This is a genomic window from Pseudomonas syringae, from assembly GCF_021606685.1.
In the GTDB taxonomy this organism is placed as follows: domain Bacteria; phylum Pseudomonadota; class Gammaproteobacteria; order Pseudomonadales; family Pseudomonadaceae; genus Aquipseudomonas; species Aquipseudomonas syringae_R.
In genome coordinates, this window is sequence record NZ_WKCB01000048.1 from 22,783 (window position 1) to 44,202 (window position 21,420).

Annotated in this window: 19 protein-coding genes; 7 read left to right on the forward strand and 12 right to left on the reverse strand. The window is 62.1% G+C overall.

What is annotated here, in order from left to right; all coding sequences use genetic code 11:
* Position 1: 1 nt before the first annotated feature.
* The 4 genes from GIW02_RS18125 to miaB all read right to left on the reverse strand — a co-directional run bounded on the left by GIW02_RS18125 (position 2) and on the right by miaB (position 3,898).
* On the reverse strand, positions 2 to 841 hold the full coding sequence (locus GIW02_RS18125; RefSeq protein ID WP_005791724.1) for an HlyC/CorC family transporter: 840 nt from the start codon (positions 839 to 841) through the stop codon (positions 2 to 4).
* 41 nt (positions 842 to 882) lie between these two features.
* A complete protein-coding gene (ybeY, locus tag GIW02_RS18130) occupies positions 883 to 1,341 on the reverse strand; it encodes an rRNA maturation RNase YbeY (protein WP_236413401.1) in 459 nt (152 codons plus the stop codon).
* Positions 1,334 to 2,338, reverse strand: coding sequence for a PhoH family protein (locus GIW02_RS18135; RefSeq protein WP_236413403.1), 1,005 nt, complete (start codon positions 2,336 to 2,338; stop codon positions 1,334 to 1,336). The genes ybeY and GIW02_RS18135 overlap by 8 nt, the downstream gene beginning before the upstream one ends.
* Positions 2,339 to 2,566: 228 nt before the next feature.
* The gene (gene miaB / locus GIW02_RS18140) at positions 2,567 to 3,898 is read right to left on the reverse strand and encodes a tRNA (N6-isopentenyl adenosine(37)-C2)-methylthiotransferase MiaB (protein WP_236413406.1); all 1,332 of its coding nucleotides are present in this window, start codon (positions 3,896 to 3,898) and stop codon (positions 2,567 to 2,569) included.
* Positions 3,899 to 4,027: 129 nt separating this feature from the next.
* Here miaB and GIW02_RS18145 point away from each other — a divergent pair, with 129 nt between their 5' ends.
* Positions 4,028 to 4,354: a DUF1820 family protein gene (locus GIW02_RS18145; protein WP_003236992.1), complete on the forward strand. Its 327-nt coding sequence runs from the start codon at positions 4,028 to 4,030 to the stop codon at positions 4,352 to 4,354.
* A 260-nt stretch (positions 4,355 to 4,614) separates the two neighbouring features.
* Here the strand turns inward: GIW02_RS18145 and GIW02_RS18150 are convergent, their stop codons facing one another.
* From GIW02_RS18150 to GIW02_RS18165, 4 genes are all read right to left on the reverse strand, one after another.
* Positions 4,615 to 5,169 carry a tetratricopeptide repeat protein gene (locus GIW02_RS18150; protein ID WP_236413418.1) on the reverse strand — a complete coding sequence of 185 codons (555 nt, stop codon included), beginning with the start codon at positions 5,167 to 5,169 and terminating at the stop codon, positions 4,615 to 4,617.
* Between the two features lie 224 nt (positions 5,170 to 5,393).
* Positions 5,394 to 6,677 (reverse strand): glutamate-1-semialdehyde 2,1-aminomutase, encoded by a 1,284-nt coding sequence (hemL, locus tag GIW02_RS18155; RefSeq protein ID WP_236413420.1) that lies wholly within the window; start codon positions 6,675 to 6,677, stop codon positions 5,394 to 5,396.
* A gap of 17 nt (positions 6,678 to 6,694) precedes the next feature.
* A complete protein-coding gene (gene thiE / locus GIW02_RS18160) occupies positions 6,695 to 7,318 on the reverse strand; it encodes a thiamine phosphate synthase (RefSeq protein ID WP_236413422.1) in 624 nt (207 codons plus the stop codon).
* Positions 7,319 to 7,336: 18 nt separating this feature from the next.
* Entirely contained in the window at positions 7,337 to 8,134 is a 798-nt protein-coding gene (locus tag GIW02_RS18165) for a hydroxymethylpyrimidine/phosphomethylpyrimidine kinase (RefSeq protein ID WP_236413424.1), read from the reverse strand.
* Positions 8,135 to 8,411: 277 nt separating this feature from the next.
* On the opposite strand from GIW02_RS18165, the gene GIW02_RS18170 reads away from it, so the two are divergent.
* The 4 genes from GIW02_RS18170 (at position 8,412) to GIW02_RS18185 (ending at position 14,883) form a co-directional block, all read left to right on the forward strand.
* Entirely contained in the window at positions 8,412 to 10,802 is a 2,391-nt protein-coding gene (locus GIW02_RS18170; RefSeq protein WP_236413431.1) for a hybrid sensor histidine kinase/response regulator, read from the forward strand.
* Between the two features lie 66 nt (positions 10,803 to 10,868).
* Positions 10,869 to 12,521 carry an acyl-CoA dehydrogenase family protein gene (locus tag GIW02_RS18175; protein ID WP_236413433.1) on the forward strand — a complete coding sequence of 551 codons (1,653 nt, stop codon included), beginning with the start codon at positions 10,869 to 10,871 and terminating at the stop codon, positions 12,519 to 12,521.
* A gap of 182 nt (positions 12,522 to 12,703) precedes the next feature.
* Complete coding sequence (gene amn, locus GIW02_RS18180) at positions 12,704 to 14,176, forward strand: AMP nucleosidase (RefSeq protein WP_163821460.1); 1,473 nt, start codon at positions 12,704 to 12,706, stop codon at positions 14,174 to 14,176.
* Between the two features lie 140 nt (positions 14,177 to 14,316).
* Positions 14,317 to 14,883 carry a pseudouridine synthase gene (locus tag GIW02_RS18185; RefSeq protein WP_236413455.1) on the forward strand — a complete coding sequence of 189 codons (567 nt, stop codon included), beginning with the start codon at positions 14,317 to 14,319 and terminating at the stop codon, positions 14,881 to 14,883.
* Here the strand turns inward: GIW02_RS18185 and GIW02_RS18190 are convergent.
* Positions 14,878 to 15,087: a DUF2788 domain-containing protein gene (locus GIW02_RS18190; protein WP_025999909.1), complete on the reverse strand. Its 210-nt coding sequence runs from the start codon at positions 15,085 to 15,087 to the stop codon at positions 14,878 to 14,880. The two genes, GIW02_RS18185 and GIW02_RS18190, sit on opposite strands and share 6 nt — an antisense overlap.
* 212 nt (positions 15,088 to 15,299) lie before the next feature.
* On the reverse strand, positions 15,300 to 15,779 hold the full coding sequence (locus GIW02_RS18195; protein WP_003194418.1) for an Lrp/AsnC family transcriptional regulator: 480 nt from the start codon (positions 15,777 to 15,779) through the stop codon (positions 15,300 to 15,302).
* A gap of 442 nt (positions 15,780 to 16,221) precedes the next feature.
* Here GIW02_RS18195 and GIW02_RS18200 point away from each other — a divergent pair, with 442 nt between their 5' ends.
* The gene (locus GIW02_RS18200; RefSeq protein ID WP_236413435.1) at positions 16,222 to 17,331 is read left to right on the forward strand and encodes a DUF6515 family protein; all 1,110 of its coding nucleotides are present in this window, start codon (positions 16,222 to 16,224) and stop codon (positions 17,329 to 17,331) included.
* On the opposite strand, the gene GIW02_RS18205 is transcribed toward GIW02_RS18200, so the two are convergent.
* Entirely contained in the window at positions 17,328 to 18,221 is an 894-nt protein-coding gene (locus GIW02_RS18205; protein ID WP_236413437.1) for a cation diffusion facilitator family transporter, read from the reverse strand. The genes GIW02_RS18200 and GIW02_RS18205 overlap by 4 nt on opposite strands.
* Positions 18,222 to 18,230: 9 nt before the next feature.
* Complete coding sequence (locus GIW02_RS18210; protein WP_236413451.1) at positions 18,231 to 18,650, reverse strand: polyribonucleotide nucleotidyltransferase; 420 nt, start codon at positions 18,648 to 18,650, stop codon at positions 18,231 to 18,233.
* A 187-nt stretch (positions 18,651 to 18,837) separates the two neighbouring features.
* Here GIW02_RS18210 and hrpB point away from each other — a divergent pair, with 187 nt between their 5' ends.
* Positions 18,838 to 21,345, forward strand: coding sequence for an ATP-dependent helicase HrpB (gene hrpB / locus GIW02_RS18215; protein WP_236421964.1), 2,508 nt, complete (start codon positions 18,838 to 18,840; stop codon positions 21,343 to 21,345).
* Positions 21,346 to 21,420 lie beyond the last annotated feature (75 nt).

The following is a 21,420-nucleotide window of genomic DNA, read 5'->3' on the forward strand; positions in this document are numbered from 1 at the left end:
CTTAACGGGCAATAGGGGTCAAGCGGATCAAGTGGATACGACGGCTATCGGCATTCAGGATGCGGAAGCGGTACGCGCCAATCTCAGTGGTTTCGTTACGTTTTGGCAGATGCCCGAACGCACTCATCACCAGGCCGCCGACGGTGTCGAACTCGTCGTCGGAGAATTCGCTGTCGAAAAACTCGTTGAAGTTTTCGATCGGCGTCAGCGCCTTGACCAGGAAATCACCGCTGGGCAGCGGCTTGATGTAGCTGTCTTCCTCGACGTCGTGCTCGTCTTCGATGTCGCCGACGATCTGTTCCAGCACGTCTTCGATGGTCACCAGGCCCGCCACGCCACCGTATTCGTCGATCACAATGGCCATGTGATTGTGGTTGGCGCGGAATTCGCGCAGCAGCACATTCAGGCGCTTGGATTCAGGCACGAAGGTGGCCGGACGCAGCAGGTCCTTGATGTTGAAGCTGTCGCCGTTCTCTTTGAGGATCAGCGGCAGCAAGTCCTTGGCCAGCAGGACACCCATGACGTCGTCATGGCTTTCACCGATCACCGGGTAGCGCGAGTGCGCCGAGTCGATCACGGCCGGGAGGAATTCCCGTGGGGTCTGGGTCGCCTTGATGCTGATCATCTGCGAGCGCGGGACCATGATGTCCCGAACCTGCAGGTCAGCCACCTGGATGGCGCCTTCGACGATGGCCAGCGCTTCGCTGTCCAGCAACTTGTTCTGATGGGCCTCGCGCAGCAGCTCCAGCAGCTCCTGGCGGTTTTTCGGCTCGTGGGCAAAAGCCTGGGTCAGTTTACCCAGCCATGACTTCTGCCCGTTGCTCGATCGGTCTTCGCTCATAGCGATTACTCTGAATCCTTTGTCGTTACAGTTAAGTGTTTTTAAGCGTCGTCATCTGCATACGGGTCCGGATGACCCAATTCTGCAAGCAACGTTTGTTCCAGTGTTTCCATTTCCTCGGCTTCGTCATCGTCTATATGGTCGTAACCCAAGAGATGCAAGCAGCCGTGGATAACCAGATGGGCCCAGTGGGCCTCTAGTGCCTTGCCTTGTTCCTTGGCCTCGCGCTCGACCACCTCGACGCAGATCACCAGATCGCCCAACAGGGGGATATCCAGCAACTCATCGGGTACGTCAGCGGGAAACGACAGCACGTTGGTCGCGTAGTCCTTCTGGCGCCAGGTGTGGTTCAGTTCGCGGCCCTCGGGCTCGTCCACCAGGCGAATGGTCAGCTCCGAGTCGGCGGTGCGCTGGCGCAGGGCCAGGGCGCACCATCGGCGGAACTGTTCTTCGCTGGGGGCGGGCGCTTGGGTGGCCAGCTGCAGGTCAAGCTCAAGCATCGCGGCGAACGTCCTTGGAGAGGCCATCGTCGCGGTGTTCGAAACGCTCGTAGGCTTCGACAATCCGCTGCACCAGCGGGTGGCGCACCACGTCCTTGGGCGAGAAGTGCGTGAAACTGATGCCCGGCACATCCTTGAGCACTTCAATCACATGGCCCAAGCCCGACTTTGTGCCCTTGGGCAGGTCAACCTGGGTAATGTCGCCGGTGATAATGGCCGTAGAGCCGAACCCGATACGGGTCAGGAACATCTTCATCTGCTCGACCGTCGTGTTCTGGCTTTCGTCGAGGATGATGAAACTGTTGCTCAAGGTGCGGCCGCGCATGTAGGCCAGCGGGGCGATCTCGATCACCTGGCGCTCGATCAGCTTGGCCACGTATTCAAAGCCAAGCATCTCGTACAGTGCGTCGTAGAGCGGGCGCAGGTACGGGTCGATCTTCTGTGCCAGGTCGCCGGGCAGGAAACCGAGCTTTTCGCCCGCTTCGACTGCCGGGCGGACCAGCAGGATGCGGCGCACTTGCTCGCGCTCAAGGGCATCCACTGCACAGGCCACGGCCAGGTAGGTCTTGCCGGTACCGGCGGGGCCGATGCCAAAATTGATATCGTTACCGAGGATTGCCTTGACGTACTTCTGCTGATTCAAGCCCTTTGGGCGAATCATGCCTTTTTTGGTGCGCAGGGCCACGCTGGCTTCGGCGACAGGGTTGTTGGCCAAGTCTTCCACAGCCGATTCCTGCAAATACAGGTGCACGGTTTCTGGCGTCAGCTCACTACCCTTGGTTTCGCGGTAGAGACGGCGCAGCAGGTTTTCTGCAGATTTAGTGTGCGGGGCTTCACCAATCAGCTCGAACTGATTGCCGCGGTTGCGGATCTCGATGCCCAGGCGTTGTTCGATCAGGCGCAAGTGCTCGTCGAACTGTCCGCACAGATTGGCGAAACGGTGAGCCTCAAAGGGCTCGAGGAGAAAACGATGGGGTTCTGCTATGGGTGCGTTCAAGGTTGCTTTTAGCCGCCCTTTGGCTGTTTAAGTGAAATAGAGGATAACGCCAGTGACCGGTGTGCGAAAGCACTTACGTCATCGGAATGTTGCACGGTTCAAATGTGGGAGGGGGCTTGCTCCCGATGGCTGAGTGTCAGTCAGTACATTTGATACTGATGCACCGCCATCGGGGGCAAGTCGAATCGTCGCACCGCCCCTCCCACATGTTGAGCAGCGGTGATTTGACTATTGCTCGATCAACGACCCGCGCAGCGAATGCGGTTGCGCTGCATCAATGTGTACGTCGGCGAATTGGCCGATCAGGGTTGGATTGTCGCAGCGGAAGTTGACGATTCGGTTGTTCTCGGTACGGCCCTGCAATTCGCCAGGGTCTTTTTTCGAGTAATCGGTCACCAGAATGCGCTGGGTCGAGCCGACCATTTGTCGGCTGATCTCGAAGCCCTGTTGGTTCAAGCGGTGCTGCAGGGCATTGAGGCGCTCTTTTTTCAGCGCTTCCGGGGTTTCGTCCAGCAGGTCGGCGGCGGGGGTGCCGGGGCGCTGGCTGTAGACGAACGAGTAGGAGAAGTCGAAACCGACGTCCTCGATCAGCTTCATGGTCTGCTGGAAATCTTTCTCGGTTTCACCCGGGAAGCCGACGATAAAGTCCGAGCTGATGCAGATGCCCGGCACCGCCGCGCGCAGTTTGCGCAGTTTGGATTTGTACTCCAGCGCGGTGTGGTTGCGCTTCATCGCAGACAAAATGCGGTCGGAGCCCGATTGCACCGGCAGGTGCAGGTGCTTGACCAGCTCCGGCACCTCGGCGTGGGCCTGGATCAGGCTGTCGGAGAACTCCAGCGGGTGCGACGTGGTGTAGCGAATACGCTCGATGCCGTCTACGGCAGCTACCACGCGGATCAGCTCCGCCAAGTCGGCCAGACGACCGTCGGCGGTCAGGCCGCGATAACCGTTGACGTTCTGGCCCAGCAGGGTCACTTCGCGCACGCCGTTTTCGGCGAGGTGGATGATTTCCGACAGTACATCGTCAAACGGCCGGCTGACTTCTTCGCCACGGGTGTAGGGCACCACGCAGAAGGTGCAGTACTTGCTGCAGCCTTCCATCACCGACACATAGGCGCTCGGGCCATCGATACGTGGCTCGGGCAGATGGTCGAATTTTTCGATTTCGGGGAACGACACGTCGACCTGCGGCAGCTTGGTGAAGCGTGCGGCGTCGATCATTTCCGGCAGGCGGTGCAGGGTTTGCGGGCCGAAGACCACGTCGACATACGGTGCGCGGTCGCGAATCGCGGCGCCTTCCTGGCTGGCCACGCAACCGCCGACGGCGATTACCATGTCCGGGTTGGCCAGTTTCAATTCACGCCAGCGGCCCAGCTGCGAGTACACACGGTCCTGGGCCCGCTCGCGGATCGAGCAGGTATTGAGCAGGATCACGTCGGCATCTTCGGCGCGGGCGGTGACTTCCAGGGCCTGGTGTTCACCCAGCAGATCGACCATGCGCGAGCTGTCGTACTCGTTCATCTGGCAACCGTGGGTTTCGATGTAAAGCTTCTTGGCCATGGGAATCGTCAACTGGAGGTAAAGAACCGCGCATTATAGGGGGCATGTCCATTGGTTCCTAGCGTTGTGCATCGGGTGCCATGCTATAGTTCGCGCCCTCTTTTATATCCCCGATGTGTTTCGCCCACCATGACCAAACGTGAAGCTCCAATCTATAAGGTGATTTTCCTTAACCAGGGCCAGGTGTTCGAAATGTACGCCAAGCAGATCTATCAAAGTGATCTGTGGGGCTTCCTGGAAGTGGAAGAGTTCGTCTTTGGCGAGCGCACGCAGCTGGTCGTCGACCCGGGCGAAGAAAAGCTCAAGGCGCAGTTCGAAGGCGTGGTGCGCAGTTTTGTGCCGATGCATTCGATTGTGCGCATCGATGAAGTCGAGCGCTTGGGCACACCCAAGATCAGCGAGGCGCGGGGCGTGAGCAATGTCATGCCGTTTCCGATGCCGATGCCTGAGAAGTAATACGCCTCACCTGTGACCCGTGACCTGTGACCTGGGACCTGGGACGAGCGGGGTTATGTGGCGAGCGGGCTTGCCCGCGTTGGGCTGCGAAGCGGCCCTTGAGGCTGCCACTGCGGCCTGTCTGAAAGAACGCTATTGCGTTACTGGGGCTGCTGCGCAGCCCAACGCGGGCAAGCCCGCTCGCCACATAAGCCCGCTCGCCACATTAGTCCGCTGGGCACATTAGCCCGCTGGGTACACAGGCGGGCTTTACAGAAGAGTTAAGGCAGGGGTGAGAAGGGCGAGCGCCCGTCGGCACTCTGCAATTCCTGCAGGTAATTGCGGAAAATCTGGCCCAGCACCTGGGTAGCCACTTCCAGTTCATCGCGCTGCATGTGCTCGGCGACTTCGTCGGCGGTGTCCAGCGCGTCTTCAGCGCCGTTGACTGCGGCCATTTTCAGCACGATGTAGGCCTGAACGTTATTGGCCGGCACGCCTTCGCCATGGAAGAACATGGTGCCCAGCTGGAATTGCGCCTGGGCGTGACCCTGCAACGAGGCTTTCTCGAAGTAGCTCAAGGCTTTGTTGAGGTCACGGGCGGGGTTGTTGCTGTCGTGGAAGTACTCGCCCAACTCGTATTGCGCTTGCGCATCCCCGCCGTCGGCCTGTTTCTGGCACGCGCTCAGCGCTTCGGCCTGGCTGTCTGGCTGGGTATTGAGGGTGCAACGACCCATCGCTGGGATTAACAACGAGTTGCCGCCTGCTTGTGCATGTGCCAGCAGCGGCTGAAGGAGCAACAGGCAGCCCAGAACCAGGGTGCGGCCGGTGCGTTTCATGGGAATCGACTTACCTCTGACGGGGCACGCGGACCCTCAAGGGATCCAATAAGCGCGCATTATGAAATAAGCAGGCCTCTGCTTACAAAGTCTTTACTCGTTTTTCTGCTGGTTGGGCAAGTTATCTGCCGGATTGCAGGTAAATTCTCTTAAAAGCAAGGAAATCTCTGTAAGGAAAACCGCAAATCGGGCACCGCCCAAGCGGTGTCCGATTTTTCTGCGGTTTATTTCAGGGCTGCGAACGCGCGTTCGGCGGCATCCAGGGTCAGTTGCAGCTCGGCCTCGCCATGGGCGATCGAGGTGAAGCCGGCTTCAAAGGCGCTTGGCGCCAGGTACACGCCGCCTTCCAGCATCAGGTGGAAGAAGCGCTTGAACAGATCGGCATCGCTGCCCATCACGTCATCAAAGGTGACGATGTCGTCGGCGCCGCTGAAATACAGGCCGAACATGCCGCCCGCTTGCGTGGTTACAAACGGGATGCCAGCCGCGTCGGCGCGCTGTTGCAGGCCGTCCAGCAGGCGGGTGGTGTAGTCAGTCAGCTCGGCATGGAAGCCCGGGCGGCTGATCAGGCGCAGGGTGGTCAGGCCGGCGGCCATGGCCAGCGGGTTGCCCGACAGGGTACCGGCCTGGTACACCGGGCCCAATGGCGCGATGTGTTGCATGATTTCGCGCTTGCCGCCGAAGCAGCCCACCGGCATGCCGCCGCCGATGATCTTGCCGAAGGTGCTCAGGTCTGGCGTGACGCCGTAATGCGCCTGGGCGCCGCCGAGGGCCACGCGGAAACCGGTCATCACTTCGTCGAAAATCAGCACCACGCCGTGTTTGTCGCACTGCTCGCGCAGGCCTTCGAGAAAACCCGGGGCTGGCGGTACGCAGTTCATGTTGCCGGCGACCGGCTCGACGATGATGCACGCCACGTCCTGGCCCACTTCACTGAGCATCTGCTCGACGGCGGCGATGTCGTTGAACGGCAGGGTCAGGGTGTGCTTGGCGAACGCCGCCGGCACACCGGCCGAGCTGGGTACGCCCTGGGTCAGCGCGCCGGAGCCGGCCTTTACCAGCAGGCTGTCGGAGTGGCCGTGGTAGCAGCCTTCGAATTTGATGATGCTGTCGCGGCCAGTGAAGCCACGGGCCAGGCGAATGGCGCTCATGGTGGCTTCGGTGCCTGAGCTGACCATGCGCACCATCTCCATCGACGGCACGATCGAACACACCAGGTCGGCCATCTCGGTTTCCATGGCGGTCGGCGCGCCGTAGGACAAACCGTGTTGCAGTTGCTGGCGCACGGCATCGAGCACGTCCGGGTGGCTGTGGCCGAGGATCATCGGCCCCCAGGAACCCACATAGTCGACGTAGCGCTTGTCATCTTCGTCGGTGACGTAGGCGCCCTCGGCGTGCTTGAAGAACAACGGCGTGCCGCCCACGCTCTTGAACGCACGCACGGGGGAGTTCACACCGCCGGGGATGTGTTTCTGGGCATTGGCAAACAGGGTTTCGGAACGGGACATGATCGGGCTCTCTGAATTCAAGACTTGAGGAGTTCGTTGAAGGCGCGGGCGCGGCGCGTGACTTCCTGGGTGCTGTCGGCACCGAACAGGCCGTGCACCACCGCCAGCAGGTCGGCACCGTGGGCCACCAGGGGGGCGGCGTTCTCCAGGGTAACGCCGCCGATCACGCAGATCGGCAGGTGCAGGCGCTGGCGCGCTTGGGCCAGCATTTCAACGGTGGCCGCCGGGGCGCCCGGCTTGGTAGTGGAATTGAAGAAGCGGCCAAAGGCGACGTAACTGGCGCCTTCCTTGGCGGCCTGCTCGGCCAGTTCGATCTGGCTGTGGCAGGTGGCGCCGATAATGGCCTTGGACCCCAGCAACGCGCGGGCCGGGGTCAGCGGGCCGTCGGTCTGGCCCAGGTGTACGCCGACGCCCAGGCGCGCGGCCAGTTCGGCGTCATCGTTGATGATCAGCTGGGTGTTGTAGCGCGAGCACAGTTCGCGCAGTTTTTCCGCTTCACGCAGGCGCCGGGCTTCGTCGGTGCTTTTGTCGCGGTACTGCAGCAGGGTCACGCCACCGTCCAACGCCGCTTCGACGTAGGCGAGGAATTTGCCGGCCAACAATTGACTGTCGGTGATGGCGTAAAGGCCACGTAGTTTCATCAGGCAGGCCTCGTGCTGTTAAGAGCAGAAATCCAGCGGCAAGCGGCGCGGTACGAACTGACCCTGGCCGAGTTGTTCGGCGTCACGCAGGGTGCGCCAAGTGTAGTTGAGTGCCGATTGCACGGCGCTGACCAGGCCTTCGCCCTGGGCGATCCGACCGGCCAGTGCGCTGGCCAGTGTGCAGCCCGAGCCGTGATAGCTGCCGGGCAGGCGTTGGCAGGTAAAGGTCTGCTGCGTGCCGTCGCGGCTGTACAGGCGGTTGTGCACTTCATGCTCATCGCCATGGCCGCCGGTGATCAACAGGTGCTTGATATACGGCAGCAGCTTCTCGGCGCATTGGTCCGCGGTGCCTTGCGGCAGTTCGGCCAGGATGCGCGCTTCAGGCAGGTTCGGCGTGGCAATCAGCGACAGCGGCAACAGCCGTTCGCGCATGGCATAGCCGACTTCGTCCTTGCCCAGGCTGCCCCCGCCGCCAGCGCGCAGCACCGGGTCGCAGACCACCGGCAGATGCGGGTGCGCCTGCAGCAACTCGACCACGGTGTCGACCATCGCCGTGGAACCGAGCATGCCCAGCTTCACCGCCGCCACTGGTGAGTCGCTGAGCACGGCATTGGCTTGGGCCAGTACCCACTCGCGGTCGAGCACGCGGAAATCGCTGACATTGACGGTGTTCTGCACGGTCAGCGCGGTGACGGCCGGAGCCGCATGACAGCCTTGGGCGAGCAGGGCTTCGATATCTGCCTGCAAGCCGGCGCCACCACTGGGATCATGGCCGGAGAGACAGAGGACAACGGGGCGAGAGCTGTAGATATTCATGGTGCGCGAGCTTACCACCAAACGCTTTTTGCGTGGCCGTCTGACGATGCTTGAATTTTGCCTCGATTACGCCGTTTTTTTGGCGTTTGGCCTGGCCCTGAAAGGTCCTGAAAGCCTCGTTCTAGAGCCTTTCAAAAAATTAATTCAATGGTGTCCAATGGCCTCTAGCGGCTATGCTAAAGTGGATCCAAACAACTTACTGTACCGCCGGTGTACGTCTTCTCAAAAGGAATGGGGGGCTTTTTTGACATGACCGGACAGGCCACGCTGGGGCTCTATGCGCTATTTGCTGATTTTATTGTTGTGCGGGCTGCCCATGCTCGCCAGCGCCATCGAGTTCAACCAGAACACGCGCAGCCTGCCGCTGGGCCGAGCCATGCAAGTGCTCGAAGACCCGACCGACACCCTCACAATTGCTGATGTCAGCGCGCCATCTGCCGCTGCCAGGTTCAAACCCCACGATAAAGACACCCTCAATGCCGGCTATTCGCGCTCGGTGTTCTGGCTCAAGGTCGACCTGCATTACACCGCCAAAGATGTCCGGGCACCGCGCACCTGGTTTTTGGAGCTGGCCTACCCTCCGCTCAACCATCTGGATCTGTACCAGCGTGATGGCAGCGGCACCTATCGTCTAACCAGCCGCACCGGCAGCGCATTGCCTTTTTCCAGCCGTGATGTGAGCCAGAGCAATTACCTGTTCAAGCTCAATTTTGTGCCGGATCAGCAGCAAACCGTGTACCTGCGCCTGCAAAGCCAAGGCTCGATCCAAGCACCGTTGACGCTGTGGGCCGGCACCGCGTACCTGGAGCAGCAGCCGCTGCGCCTGTACGTGCTCGGCGCCATTTATGGCGTATTGCTGGGGATGCTGGTCTACAACCTGTTCATCTACCTGAGCGTGCGCGACACCAGCTATCTGTATTACATCCTGTATATCGCCTCATTCGGTCTGTACCAGTTGTCGGTCAATGGCGTGGCGGTGGAATTTTTCTGGCCGAACGACCCGTGGTGGGCGAATGCGGCGGTGCCGTTCCTGATCGGTTCGGCGGCGCTGTTTGGCAGCCTGTTCGCGCGCAGCTTTTTGCACACGGCGCAACACAGTCGCTGGATCAACCGCCTGCTGCTGGCGCTGGTGGGGTGTGGCGCAGTGGTGATGCTGCTGTCGCTGATGACCAGTTACGCCCTGGCGCTGCGGCTGGCCACCGGCCTGGCGCTGGTGTTCACCGTGACTATCTTTGTCGCCGCCATCAAGGCCTGGTACTGCGGCCAGCGCATGGCACGCTATTTCATTATTGCCTGGTCGGCATTTTTGCTGGGCGGGGTGGTGAATACGCTGATGGTGCTGGGCTACCTGCCCAACGTGTTCCTCACCATGTACGCCAGCCAGATCGGTTCGGCCATCGAAGTGGCGCTGCTGTCCCTGGCCTTGGCTGACCGCATCAACTCCATGCGCGAGCAACAGGCGCAGATCCTCTTCGACGCGAGCCAGAAGCTTGAAGTGCTCAACCAGCAACTGGCGCGCAGTAACCGGCTCAAGGATGAGTTCCTCGCCACCCTGACCCACGAGTTGCGCACGCCCATGAACGGGGTGATCGGCTCCCTCGAGCTGATGCAAACCGTGCCTCTGGACACTGACCTCGCGCAGTACCAGCAAACCGCCGCCGGGTCGGCCCGGGACATGATGCGCATGGTCAACGGCATTCTCACCCTCACCGAGCTGCAAGCCGGGCGCCTCAGTGCCCAGCCCCAGGCATTCAGCCTGCGTGGCACGCTCGACACCTTGCGTCAGCAGTTCAGCGTCAGCGCCCAGAGCAAGGGCCTGGCGTTTTCCATAGACGTCGCGGACGAATTGCCGGACCGGGTGGTCGGCGACGTCGATAAGCTGCTGCAATGCCTGGATTGCCTGCTGGACAATGCCTTCAAGTTTACCCACGAAGGGGCCGTGCGCCTGCGCGTGGTGGGTGTGCCCCACAGCGACGGCGGCGTGCGCCTGAGTTTTATCGTCACCGACACCGGTATCGGCTTTGCCTACCTCGACGAGGCCACCCTGTACCAACGCTTCTTCCAGCTCGACGGCTCGACCACCCGCGAATACGGTGGCCTGGGCATCGGCCTGGCGATCTGCCGCCAATTGATCGAGTTGCTGGGCGGGCGCCTCACCCATCATTCCGAACCCCGCAAGGGCAGCCGCTTCCAGTTGGAACTGAAAGTCAGCCCCGCGCCGTTCGAGTCCAGGCAGGCGCTCAATCGGCAGCGTGCACCGCAGGAGTGCGCGGTCTTGCTGGTGGATGACAACAGCGTCGGCCAACTGGTGGTGCGCGGCATGTTGCTCAAGCTTGGCTACCGCGTGAAAACCGTCGACAGCGGCCCGGCAGCGTTGGCGGCCTTGCAGGGAGGAAGTTTCGACGCCGTATTGTTGGATGTTCCGGAAGGCGGTTTCTCATTGTGTTGTCAGATTCGTGCACTGCCTGGCTGTGCGGAGTTGCCGGTAATTGCCCTGAGTGCGTCACTGAATGTGTCGGAGCGTGAGCACTGCCACGGCGTAGGGCCCTCCGAGTGGCTGGTCAAACCCGTGCGTTTCGAGGCCTTGGAGGCGGTGTTGGAACGTCGTTTGCTCGGGCTGGCAGAGGGCGAAAGCGCCGAGCATTCGGCGGGTATGCCACTTCTTTAAGGCCGGTGAGGGTGCTTAACTGAAATTCAGGCCTCATTTGACCGTGGCCTTTTCAGGAGGCCCTTCATGAACCTGCATCAATTCGCCGAAACCCACGACGTCACCAATCAGCCGCCCTCGCTGGATGGCGCCAACCTGTACCGCATCGACCTGCCCCTGCAAGACTGGTCGCGCCGCTTGGGCGCCGGTTGGGCAGAGGCGCGCATCGATGCCTATGGCGCACTGGCCGGTGGGCCGTTGATGGAGGCCGGGTTCCTGGCGAACCAGAACAAACCGGTGTTCAGCAGCCATGACCGCTATGGGCATCGCATCGACCTGGTGGAGTTTCACCCCGCCTACCACGCGTTGATGCGCACGGCTGTCGAGCATGGTTTGCCGTCACTGCCATGGGCCCATCCGCAGCCCGGCGCGCACGTGGCCCGCGCAGCCATGACCTACCTGCACAGCCAGGCTGAAGCCGGCACGGGTTGCCCGCTGACCATGACCTTCGCCTGCGTCCCGGCCTTGCGCCTGCAGCCTGACTTGGCGAGCACCTGGCTACCGAAAATCCTCAGCACTCAATACGACCCGCGTAACGTCGGTATCGCCCATAAGGCCGGCGCCACCATTGGCATGGCCATGACCGAGAAACAAGGCGGCACCGACGTGCGTGCCAACACCACGCGTGCTTACCCGGTGGGCGCCGGTGGCCCGGGGCAAGCCTATGAGCTGGTGGGCCACAAGTGGTTCTGCTCGGCGCCGATGTGCGACGGTTTCCTGACCTTGGCTCACACTGACAAGGGCCTGACCTGTTTCCTGCTGCCCCGGCACCGCCCGGACGACACGCGCAACGAGTTCTATATCCAGCGCCTCAAGAACAAACTCGGCAACTGCTCCAACGCGTCCAGCGAAGTCGAGTTTCGCGGCGCCCTGGCCTGGATGATCGGCGAAGAGGGCCGTGGCGTGCCGACCATCATCGAGATGGTCGCCATGACCCGCTTTGATTGCATGGTCGGCTCCAGCGCGCTGATGCGCCAGGCGCTGACCCAGGCAAGTCATCATTGTGCCCATCGCCTGGTGGGCGGGCGCGTGCTCGCCGAGCAACCCTTGATGCAAAACGTGCTCGCCGACCTGGCCCTGGAAAGCGAAGCCTCGCTGGCCCTGAGCATGCGCATGGGCCGTGCGCTGGACCACCTGGGCGATGAGCAGGAAGCCAAGTTCGCGCGGTTGGTGACGGCGGTGGGCAAGTATTGGATCTGCAAGCGCGCCCCGGCCATGATCAACGAGGCCGCCGAATGCATGGGTGGCGCCGGCTATGTAGAGGACAGCATTCTGCCGCGCCTGTACCGTGAGGCACCGGTGAATTCGACGTGGGAAGGTTCCGGCAACGTGCAATGCCTGGATGTGCTGCGCGCACTGTCCAAGGAGCCAGGCGTGTTGGAAGCGCTGTTCGTCGAGCTGGGCGATGGGCACGGCGACAAGCTGTTGGCGCGGCATATCGAGCAGTTGAAAGCGGCCTTTATGGACACCCAGGACATCCAATACCGCGCACGCCAGTTGACCGAGGAAATTGCCGTGGCGTTGCAAGCCAAGCTGCTGCTGGAGGCGGGGAATGCGTCAGTCAGTGATGGTTTCATTGCCAGCCGCCTGGGCGAGTCGTCCGGCCGGGTTTACGGCACCTTGCCGCGCGGCGTGGATGTTGAGGCGATTGTCCTGCGATCTACACCCCCATTCCCCTGAATAAATACAGTCAAATGTGGGAGGGGGCTTGCCCCCGATAGCGGTGTGTCAGCCAATACATCTGGTGACTGACACTCAGCCATCGGGGGCAAGCCCCCTCCCACATTTACCGCATTCCAACACCGGTGTTTCAGTGCGGCCGCGATACAGGCAAGATAAAGGCCTGCAAGTCAGAACACAGGATGCTTACCGTGACCGAAGCTTTTGTTGTCGTTCAAACCGCTGAAGAAGCCGTGGATCGGCTGGCGGCTCTGCATGAGCGTGCTACCGGCGCGCTCAACCAGGCCCTCAAGCAGTACCTCAAGGACCGCGTCGAACCCGACGCCGAACAACGCGCGCTGTTTCGCTACCCGGAGCTGCGCCTGACCTACCACTGCCACGGCGAAGTCCCACAGACTACCCGGGCGTACGCCAAGGTTCAGTTGCCAGGGACCTACAGCGTTACCGTCACCCATCCTGCGGCGTTCCGTAAGTACCTGCTGGAACAGCTGGTGCCGCTGATGCACGACTTCACCGTGACGGTCGAAGTGGGCGTCAGCCAACAGAACATCCCTTACCCGTACGTGGTGGAGCAGGGCGACGAGCTGGCCGGTTCCGGCGTGACGGCCGCGACCCTGGCCCGTGTGTTCCCGAGCACCGACCTGTCGGCCGCCACCGATGGTATCGCCGATGGCCTGTACGACTGGGAAAACACCGATCCGCTGCCTTTGGCGCTGTTTGATGCGGCCCGCGTGGACTTTTCCCTGCGCCGCCTGGTGCACTACACCGGCAGCGACTGGCGCCATGTGCAGCCGTGGATCCTGCTGACCAACTACCACCGCTACGTCGACCAGTTCATCCTGCATGGCCTGGAGCAACTGCGCAGTGACCCGCGCTTCATCCGCATGGTGCTGCCGGGCAACGTCGTCATCGACAAGAGCATGGACCACGGCGAAGCATCGGCGATTGCTGCCGGTGTGGTGTGGCATCGCTATCAGATGCCGGCCTATCACCTGCAGGCCAGCGACGGCCACGGCGTGACCCTGGTGAACATCGGCGTCGGCCCGTCCAACGCCAAGAACATCACCGACCACCTGGCCGTGCTGCGTCCGCATTGCTGGCTGATGATCGGCCACTGCGGCGGCCTGCGCCAATCCCAGACCATCGGTGATTACGTATTGGCCCACGCCTATATGCGCCGCGACGGGATTCTCGACCGCGTGGTGCCGCCGAACATTCCGATCCCGGCCCTGGCTGAAGTGCAGATGGCCTTGCAGCAAGCGGCGGCCAACGTCACCGGCGAAAAAGGCGAAGAGCTGAAAAAACGTCTGCGCACCGGCACTGTGCTGACCTACGACGACCGCAACTGGGAGCTGCGCTGGGCCCAGGAACGCCCGTTGATCAACCTGTCCCGCGCTGTGGCGGTGGACATGGAAAGCGGCACCATCGCCGCCCAGGGTTACCGTTTACGCGTACCGTATGGCACCTTGCTGTGCGTGTCGGACAAGCCGCTGCACAGCGAGATCAAATTGCCCGGTTCGGCCAACGCGTTTTATGAGCGTGCGGTCAGCCAGCACTTGAAGATCGGCATCGAGGCGGTGGATTTGCTGCGCACCGAACTCAACTCGCTGCACTCGCGCAAACTGCGCAGTTTCGACGAGCCGCCGTTCCGCTAAGCGGTTGGGATGGTCATTTAACGGTCAGGCCACTAGCATTGTCGGTCCTGACCGTTAGATGTTCCTTTGCCATGTCCCGTGCCACCCGTCCCGATTCGCGCCGCCCTGGCGTGAAACCCCCGTACTCTGCAGCGCGTCGCGTGGCCAAGGCGCCGCCGGCCGAGCCCAAGCTGATCCTGTTCAACAAGCCTTTCGACGTGCTGACCCAGTTCAGCGACGAAGGCGGGCGGGCGACCCTCAAGGATTTTATCGACATCCCCGGCATCTACCCTGCCGGCCGTCTGGACCGTGACAGCGAAGGCTTGTTGCTGCTGACCAATGATGGCCAGTTGCAGGCGCGGATTGCCGACCCCAAGCACAAACTGGCGAAAACCTACTGGGTGCAAGTGGAAGGCGAACCGACTGAAGCGCAGCTGCAACGCTTGCGCGAGGGCGTGGAGCTTAACGACGGCATGACCCTGCCCGCCGAAGCGCGGCAGTTGGACGAGCCCGAACTATGGCCGCGCAACCCGCCGGTGCGGTTTCGCAAAAGCGTGCCGACCCACTGGCTGGAGTTGGTGATTCGCGAAGGGCGTAACCGTCAGGTACGGCGCATGACCGCCGCGGTAGGCTTGCCGACCTTGCGCCTGGTGCGCGTGCGCATTGGCGACTGGTCTATCGAGGGCCTCGACCAAGGCCAGTGGAAGGAAGTGCCGGCGCGCCTATAGAGCGCCGGACTCGATCAGGCCGATCACCACACTCTTGATGATGAACGCGGCCACGCCCAGCCCCAGCACGAAAAACAGGATGAACGAGCCAAAGCGCCCGGCCTTGGATTTTTTCGCCAGGTCCCAGACGATAAAGCCCATGAAGATGATCAGAATGGTGACCAGGCCGGTCATCATCCATTCTTCAAACAGGGCGGGGTCGATGTTGTTCATGGGGTATTCCAACAAGACAAGCGAGCAGTATACGGCGTTGTTACAGACGCAACATTGACCTGGGTCGAAGCACAATCATAAATGTGGGAGGGGCGGTGCGACGATTCGACTTGCCCCCGATTGCGGTGTATCAGCCAGCTTATCTGTAGCTGACCCACTGCCATCGGGGGCAAGCCCCCTCCCACATTTGATATGCAGTGATCTTAAGTACGCAGGTGAGTCAGCGGCAGTTCGGTGCTGTTCAGCACTTGGTTCAGCACAAAACTCGACCGCACGCTGGTCACGCCTTCAATACGGGTCAAATGCCCCAGCAGCAGCTTTTGGTAGTGGTCCATGTCCGGCACCACGACTTTCAACTGATAATCGGCGTCCATCCCGGTCACCAAGCTGCACTCCAGCACCTGGGGCAGGGTGCGGATGGCCGCTTCGAAATTCTCGAAACGCTCCGGGGTGTGCCGGTCCATGCCGATCAGCACATAGGCTGTGAGGCTCAGGCCGAGCATTTTGCGGTCGAGCAGGGCGACCTGGCGCGCGATGTAGCCGTCGTCTTCCAGTTGCTTGACCCGGCGTGAGCAGGGCGACGGCGACAGGCCGATACGCTCGGCCAACTCCTGGTTGGAAATCCTCGCGTCGCGCTGCAATTCCGCCAAAATACTCAGGTCGTATCGGTCAAGCTTGCTCATTGGGTTGGCCTTTGTCGTAACTATTGCGGTGAATTATCTATGAAGGGTTAAAAATTGCGCAAGCACTGTTTATTGACGCAATCTTCGCAATCATCTGTCGGGTGCTGGCGGGTATCGTTATCAACAGAATCACCGCCTGGACAACAGTCCAAAGCAGCTCGCCCAATCAGGCCCGCTGCGGCCGCCACCCCAGCAGGGTTGAGTTGGCCTCCAGGCTGCACACTGTCCACAAGACGGCGTGAGGTGAGCCAACGCCAAAAGCGTTGAGCCAGGACGAAAATCTCAAGGGGTGGCCGACGGGTCACCCCTTTTTCTTTGCGCGCGTGTTTACTTAAAAAAATAGTTATCGTGGCTGGTAACCTGTCTCAGAACCGGGCGAGGCATTTCCAGTCTCATCTATGAGGCCGGGCGTTCTAGGCCCTTATCCGCAGTGAGGAATAGCATGAAGCGCATCTGGCGTATGGCAGGTGTAGGTTTGCTGATGGTTGGCGTCGGCACACACGTGATGGCTGACGAACGTGATAACGCACCGCGCCCTGAAGGCGGCGGTCAGCATGAACGAGGCGAGCAGGGCGGGCAGCAAGCGCGTCCGCAGAACAACGCGCCTCGACCGCAAAACAACGCGCCGCGCCCGGAGAACAACCAGCCACGGCCAGAAAACAACCCGGCGCGCACGGAACACAATCAGCCTCGCCCACAGAATCAGCATTTCGATCGCGGCGGCCAGAACGGTGGTGGCCAGTGGCAAGCTCGCCCGCAGGGTAATGAGCAAGCGCGGCCAGTGCAGCAGCCCCAAGCGCAACCGTCGAACAACCTGCCGATCCAGGGTCGCCCGGATACCGTGCGCCAGACCCAGGAGCCACGTCAGGGCTACTACCGTGACATACCTCGCCGCAACGACGGCAACCCGCATTGGGAAGCCGGCGGCCCCGGCTCACGTCCAGGCAATAATGGCGGCTATAACAACCACCCAGGCGACAACCGTTGGCCGGGCCGTCCGGACGGACATGGCAATGGCTGGGGCCCAGGCCCGCAATACCGTCCCGGTTACACCATCGACCGTTTCCCCGACCGCAATTACCGCGTGCCCTACCGTGGCCAGGATTATTTCTTCTCCGGTGGCTACTGGTACCGCCCGCAAGGTCCACGCTATGTCGTGGTTCGGCCGCCGTATGGCATCCGCGTGCAATACCTGCCGGACTATGCGCGGGAAGTCTGGGTCGGCAGTGCGTTGTTCTTCCTCGCGGCAGGCTCTTACTACACCTACGAAAGCAGCTCCCAGCAGTACGTGGTGGTGCAGCCGCCGACACAAGTGCCAGCGCCGCAGCCCGCGCCGCAGGGCAATGGTTATGACGTAGTGGCCTACCCCGCCAATGGCCAATCACCGGCCCAGGTGCAGCAGGACGGTTACGACTGTTATCGCTGGGCGGTGCAGCAAAGCGGCTTCGACCCGCAGGCCGTTACCTACGCCCCTGACCCTGCGGTGGTGCAAACCTACCGCCAGGCCCAGGGCAACTGCCTGAGCAGTCGGGGTTACCAGGTGCAGTACTAGGCCTTGGTGCCTGTGACCACTTCCTGCGGGTAGGCGTGCACCAGCACTTCGGCACGCGGGTAGGCTTGATGAATCGCATGGGCGGCCTGGTCGCTGATGCCGTGGGCCACTGACAGCGTCAGCTCCCCCGGCAGCTCCAGGTGCAGTTGCACAAACCAGTGGCTGCCAGAAATCCGCGTGCGCAAATCATGCGCGCCCAGCACCCCGGGTACGCCACGGGCCAGTTCCAGCATATGTTGGCTGACCTCTGCCGGCAGTTCCTCATCCATCAACACCGCAAAGCTTTCCCGGGCGATCTGGATCGCGCTCCACAAAATGTAGGCGGCAATCCCCAGGCCGAACCAGGCGTCCACCTGATGGAAGCCCAGGCCTGCCAACACCAGCGCCACCAGGATGCTGCCGTTGAGCATCAAGTCGGAGCGATAGTGCAGCGAGTCCGCCCGCACCGCGTTGGAGCCGGTTTCGCGCACAACCCGGTGCTGCAGCATCAGCAGCGCCACGGTCAGCACCAGGGAAAACACGATCACGCCAATGCTCAACCACGGCGCGCCCACTGGCTCCGGGTTTTGCAGGCGCTCGTAGGCCTGGAACGCAATCAACACCGCACTGCCGCCGATGAACAACGCCTGGGCCATGCCCGACAGCGATTCCGCCTTGCCATGGCCATAGCGATGATCGTCATCGGCTGGACGCAGGGCGTAATGCACCGCCAGCAAATTGAGCAGCGACGTCACGCCGTCCAGCAGCGAGTCGGTCAACCCGGCGAGCATGCTCACCGAGCCACTGAGCCACCAGGCGATGGCTTTGGTGACAATCAGCACACAGGCCACGCCGACAGAGGCGCGGGTGGCCAGGCGCAGGAGCCTTGCGTGTTCGGGACTGCTGGTCATGGGCAGTCCTTAGGCGGCGGGTTGCAGGCCCAGGGACGCGAGTTGTTGCACGCTGCCCTTGAACTGGATCATGCGCGGGTCGTCCAGGGGCAGGGTGCGGCCGGTTTCTTTCTGGATGATGGTTTGCAGCTTGGCGTTGTCGACCTTGCCGTCGGCGCCGATGGCTTCTTGCAGCTTCTCTGGCGCGACCTGTGCGGTCTTGCCCGGTTCGAAGTAGATGGCGCCGGTGGCGAAGTCCACGCCGAACGCGATCAGGCCAGGGATCACATAAAACAACAGGCCGATGGCGTCGAGCACGGCAATGGTCGGGTCGATCTTGCCGTCGATCTGGCCACGGCGGTCCGGGTAGAAAATCGACCCACAGGCGGTCAGTTGGCTCAGCAGGGTGACGGCCAGAACACCGCCGATGACACGGGAAGCAATACGCATGAAAAATCTCCTGAACGCGTTGAAAAGTGACTATATGCCAAATCTGCCAGACGCCGATGTTCAAATGTGGGAGGGGGCTTGCTCCCACATTTAACCGTGTTCCCAAGCGGACCGAGTGGCGTTTTTGAGACCGTCACCGGCATCCGGCAGTTCGCCGTTATACTCGCCGCTCTGCTTTGGAGCCAGTATGAATTTGTTGCCGATCGATGATGTTTTACCCGCCCTGCGTGACGCCTTGGCGATTCGCCATGAGGCCGTGCTGGAGGCACCGCCCGGCGCCGGTAAAACTACCCGCGTACCCTTGGCTTTATTGAATGAGCCTTGGCTGGCCGGGCAGACCATCCTGATGCTCGAACCCCGCCGCCTGGCCGCCCGCGCAGCCGCCGAGCAGCTGGCCAGCGAGTTGGGGGAGAAGGTCGGTGAAACCGTCGGTTATCGCATCCGCCTGGACAGCAAAGTCGGGCCCAACACCCGTATCGAAGTGGTCACCGAAGGCATCCTCACCCGCCGCCTGCAAGACGACCCGGCGCTGGACGGCGTGGGCCTGCTGATCTTCGATGAATTTCACGAGCGTAGCCTCGACGCCGACCTGGCGCTGGCCCTGAGCCTCAACGGCCGCGAGCTGTTTCGCGACGAGCAGCCGCTGAAAATCCTGCTGATGTCGGCCACCCTCGAAGGCGAGCGCCTGGCTGCGCTGCTGGACGACGCGCCGATCCTGCGCAGCCAAGGGCGCATGTTCCCGGTGCAGATGCGCTGGGGTCGGCCTTACCAGCCTGGCGAATTTATCGAGCCGCGCGTGGTGCAGACCCTCCTTGAAGCCCTGCAGGATGAGACCGGCAGCGTGCTGGTTTTCCTACCCGGGCAAGCCGAGATTCGTCGGGTAAACCAGCAACTGGCTGACGCCCTGGGTGATCGCGGTGACGTGTTGCTGTGCCCGCTGCATGGCGAACTGGACCTCAATGCCCAGCGCGCCGCCATCGACCCGGCGCCCGCCGGTAAACGCAAAGTGGTATTGGCCACCAACATCGCCGAAACCAGCCTGACCATCAATGGCGTGCGCGTGGTGATCGACGCCGGGCTGGCGCGGGTGCCGCGCTTCGACCCCGGCAGCGGCATGACCCGCCTTGACACTCAACGCATCTCCCGCGCCAGCGCGACCCAGCGCGCCGGCCGTGCAGGGCGGCTGGAACCGGGGGTGTGTTATCGGTTGTGGTCCGAGGACCAGCATGAAGGCCTGGCTGCGTATGGCAGTGCGGAAATCCTCGCCGCCGACCTCGCAGGTTTAGCCTTGCAGTTGGCGCGCTGGGGTGTCACGCCCACTCAGCTTGTTTGGCTGGATGTACCGCCCACGGCCGCCTATGCCCAGGCCCAGGATCTGCTGGTGCGGCTCGATGCCCTGAATGATGAAAAACTCACCGCCCACGGCCAGAAGATGGCCGAGTTGCCGGCCCATCCACGCATCGCCCATTTGCTGCTGCGCGGGCAGGACCTTGGGCTGGCGGCCACCGCGTGTGACGTTGCTGCCTTGTTGGGTGAGCGCGATATCTTGCGCGGCGGCGGCGCGGATTTGCACAGTCGCCTGGCGCTGCTGTCCGGCGAAGAGCGCGCACGCGGCACCCAGGGCGGCGTGCAACGGGCCAAGCAGTTGGCGCGGCAATACCGGGGCTATTTAAGAGGCAAGGCCACCCAGCCGGTGGCCGACCCCGACCACCCGCGCTGGCTCGGCGCCTTGCTGGCGCTGGCCTACCCGGACCGCGTCGCCCAGCAACGGCGCCCCGGTGGCGCCGAATACCGTTTGGCCAATGGCCGCGCGGCGCTGTTCGCCGAGGCCGACAGCCTGATGAAGCAGCCTTGGCTGGTGATCGCCGACCTCGGCAGCCGCCAGGGCCAGCGTGAAGAACGCATCTACCTGGCAGCGGATTTTGACCCGGCGCTGTTTGATAGCGTGCTCGCCGAGCAGGTGCGCACTGTCGACCAGCTGGATTGGGACGAACGCGAAGGCGTGCTGCGCGCCGAGCGCCAGCGCAAAGTCGGTGAGTTGGTGCTGAGCCGCGAGCCCCTCACCGGCCTCGATGAGGCTGCACGCAGCCAGGCGCTGGTCAACCTGGTGCGGCGCAAAGGCCTGGAGCTGCTGCCCTGGACGCCCGAGCTGCGCCAATGGCAGGCCCGCGTGATGCTGTTGCGTCAACTAGACGCCGGCAAAACCAGCGAGTGGCCCGATATCAGCGATAAGGCGTTGCTGGCCAGCCTCGAACACTGGCTGATGCCTTATCTGGGCAAAGTCTCGCGGCTGAGCCACTTTGCCCACCTGGATATTTCCAGCTTCCTGCACAACCTGCTGCCGTGGCCGCTGCCCCAGCGCCTCGACGAACTCGCGCCGCAGCAAGTGAAAGTGCCCTCGGGATCGTCGGTGCGTTTGGACTACAGCGAACAGCCGCCGATTCTGGCGGTGCGTTTGCAGGAATTGTTCGGGCTGGCAGACACCCCGCGCATTGCCGGCGGGCGTCAGGTGGTGAAGCTGCACCTGCTGTCCCCGGCGCGACGGCCAGTGCAGGTGACGCAGGATCTGGCGAATTTCTGGCGCAGTACCTACGCCGAAGTGAAGAAGGATCTGAAGGGCAGATACCCCAAGCATTACTGGCCGGATGATCCGTTGATTGCCGAGCCAACGGCCCGGATCAAACCGCGCAAATAGCCACAATGAATCTCAAATGTGGGAGGGGGCTTGCTCCCGATGGCGGTGTGTCAGCCACCAGATGTAATGGCTGAT

Bases quoted from the DNA above. Each gene is read 5' to 3' on its own strand.
- GIW02_RS18170 (WP_236413431.1), top strand. From the start codon at position 8,412: ATGCGCTATTTGCTGATTTTATTGTTGTGCGGGCTGCCCATGCTCGCC.
- GIW02_RS18125 (WP_005791724.1), bottom strand. From the start codon at position 841: ATGAGCGAAGACCGATCGAGCAACGGGCAGAAGTCATGGCTGGGTAAA.
- GIW02_RS18195 (WP_003194418.1), bottom strand. From the start codon at position 15,779: ATGAGCAAGCTTGACCGATACGACCTGAGTATTTTGGCGGAATTGCAG.
- ybeY (WP_236413401.1), bottom strand. From the start codon at position 1,341: ATGCTTGAGCTTGACCTGCAGCTGGCCACCCAAGCGCCCGCCCCCAGC.
- GIW02_RS18205 (WP_236413437.1), bottom strand. From the start codon at position 18,221: ATGACCAGCAGTCCCGAACACGCAAGGCTCCTGCGCCTGGCCACCCGC.
- hemL (WP_236413420.1), bottom strand. From the start codon at position 6,677: ATGTCCCGTTCCGAAACCCTGTTTGCCAATGCCCAGAAACACATCCCC.
- amn (WP_163821460.1), top strand. From the start codon at position 12,704: ATGCTTACCGTGACCGAAGCTTTTGTTGTCGTTCAAACCGCTGAAGAA.
- GIW02_RS18200 (WP_236413435.1), top strand. From the start codon at position 16,222: ATGAAGCGCATCTGGCGTATGGCAGGTGTAGGTTTGCTGATGGTTGGC.
- GIW02_RS18150 (WP_236413418.1), bottom strand. From the start codon at position 5,169: ATGAAACGCACCGGCCGCACCCTGGTTCTGGGCTGCCTGTTGCTCCTT.
- GIW02_RS18165 (WP_236413424.1), bottom strand. From the start codon at position 8,134: ATGAATATCTACAGCTCTCGCCCCGTTGTCCTCTGTCTCTCCGGCCAT.
- thiE (WP_236413422.1), bottom strand. From the start codon at position 7,318: ATGAAACTACGTGGCCTTTACGCCATCACCGACAGTCAATTGTTGGCC.
- GIW02_RS18145 (WP_003236992.1), top strand. From the start codon at position 4,028: ATGACCAAACGTGAAGCTCCAATCTATAAGGTGATTTTCCTTAACCAG.
- hrpB (WP_236421964.1), top strand. From the start codon at position 18,838: ATGAATTTGTTGCCGATCGATGATGTTTTACCCGCCCTGCGTGACGCC.
- GIW02_RS18210 (WP_236413451.1), bottom strand. From the start codon at position 18,650: ATGCGTATTGCTTCCCGTGTCATCGGCGGTGTTCTGGCCGTCACCCTG.
- GIW02_RS18175 (WP_236413433.1), top strand. From the start codon at position 10,869: ATGAACCTGCATCAATTCGCCGAAACCCACGACGTCACCAATCAGCCG.
- miaB (WP_236413406.1), bottom strand. From the start codon at position 3,898: ATGGCCAAGAAGCTTTACATCGAAACCCACGGTTGCCAGATGAACGAG.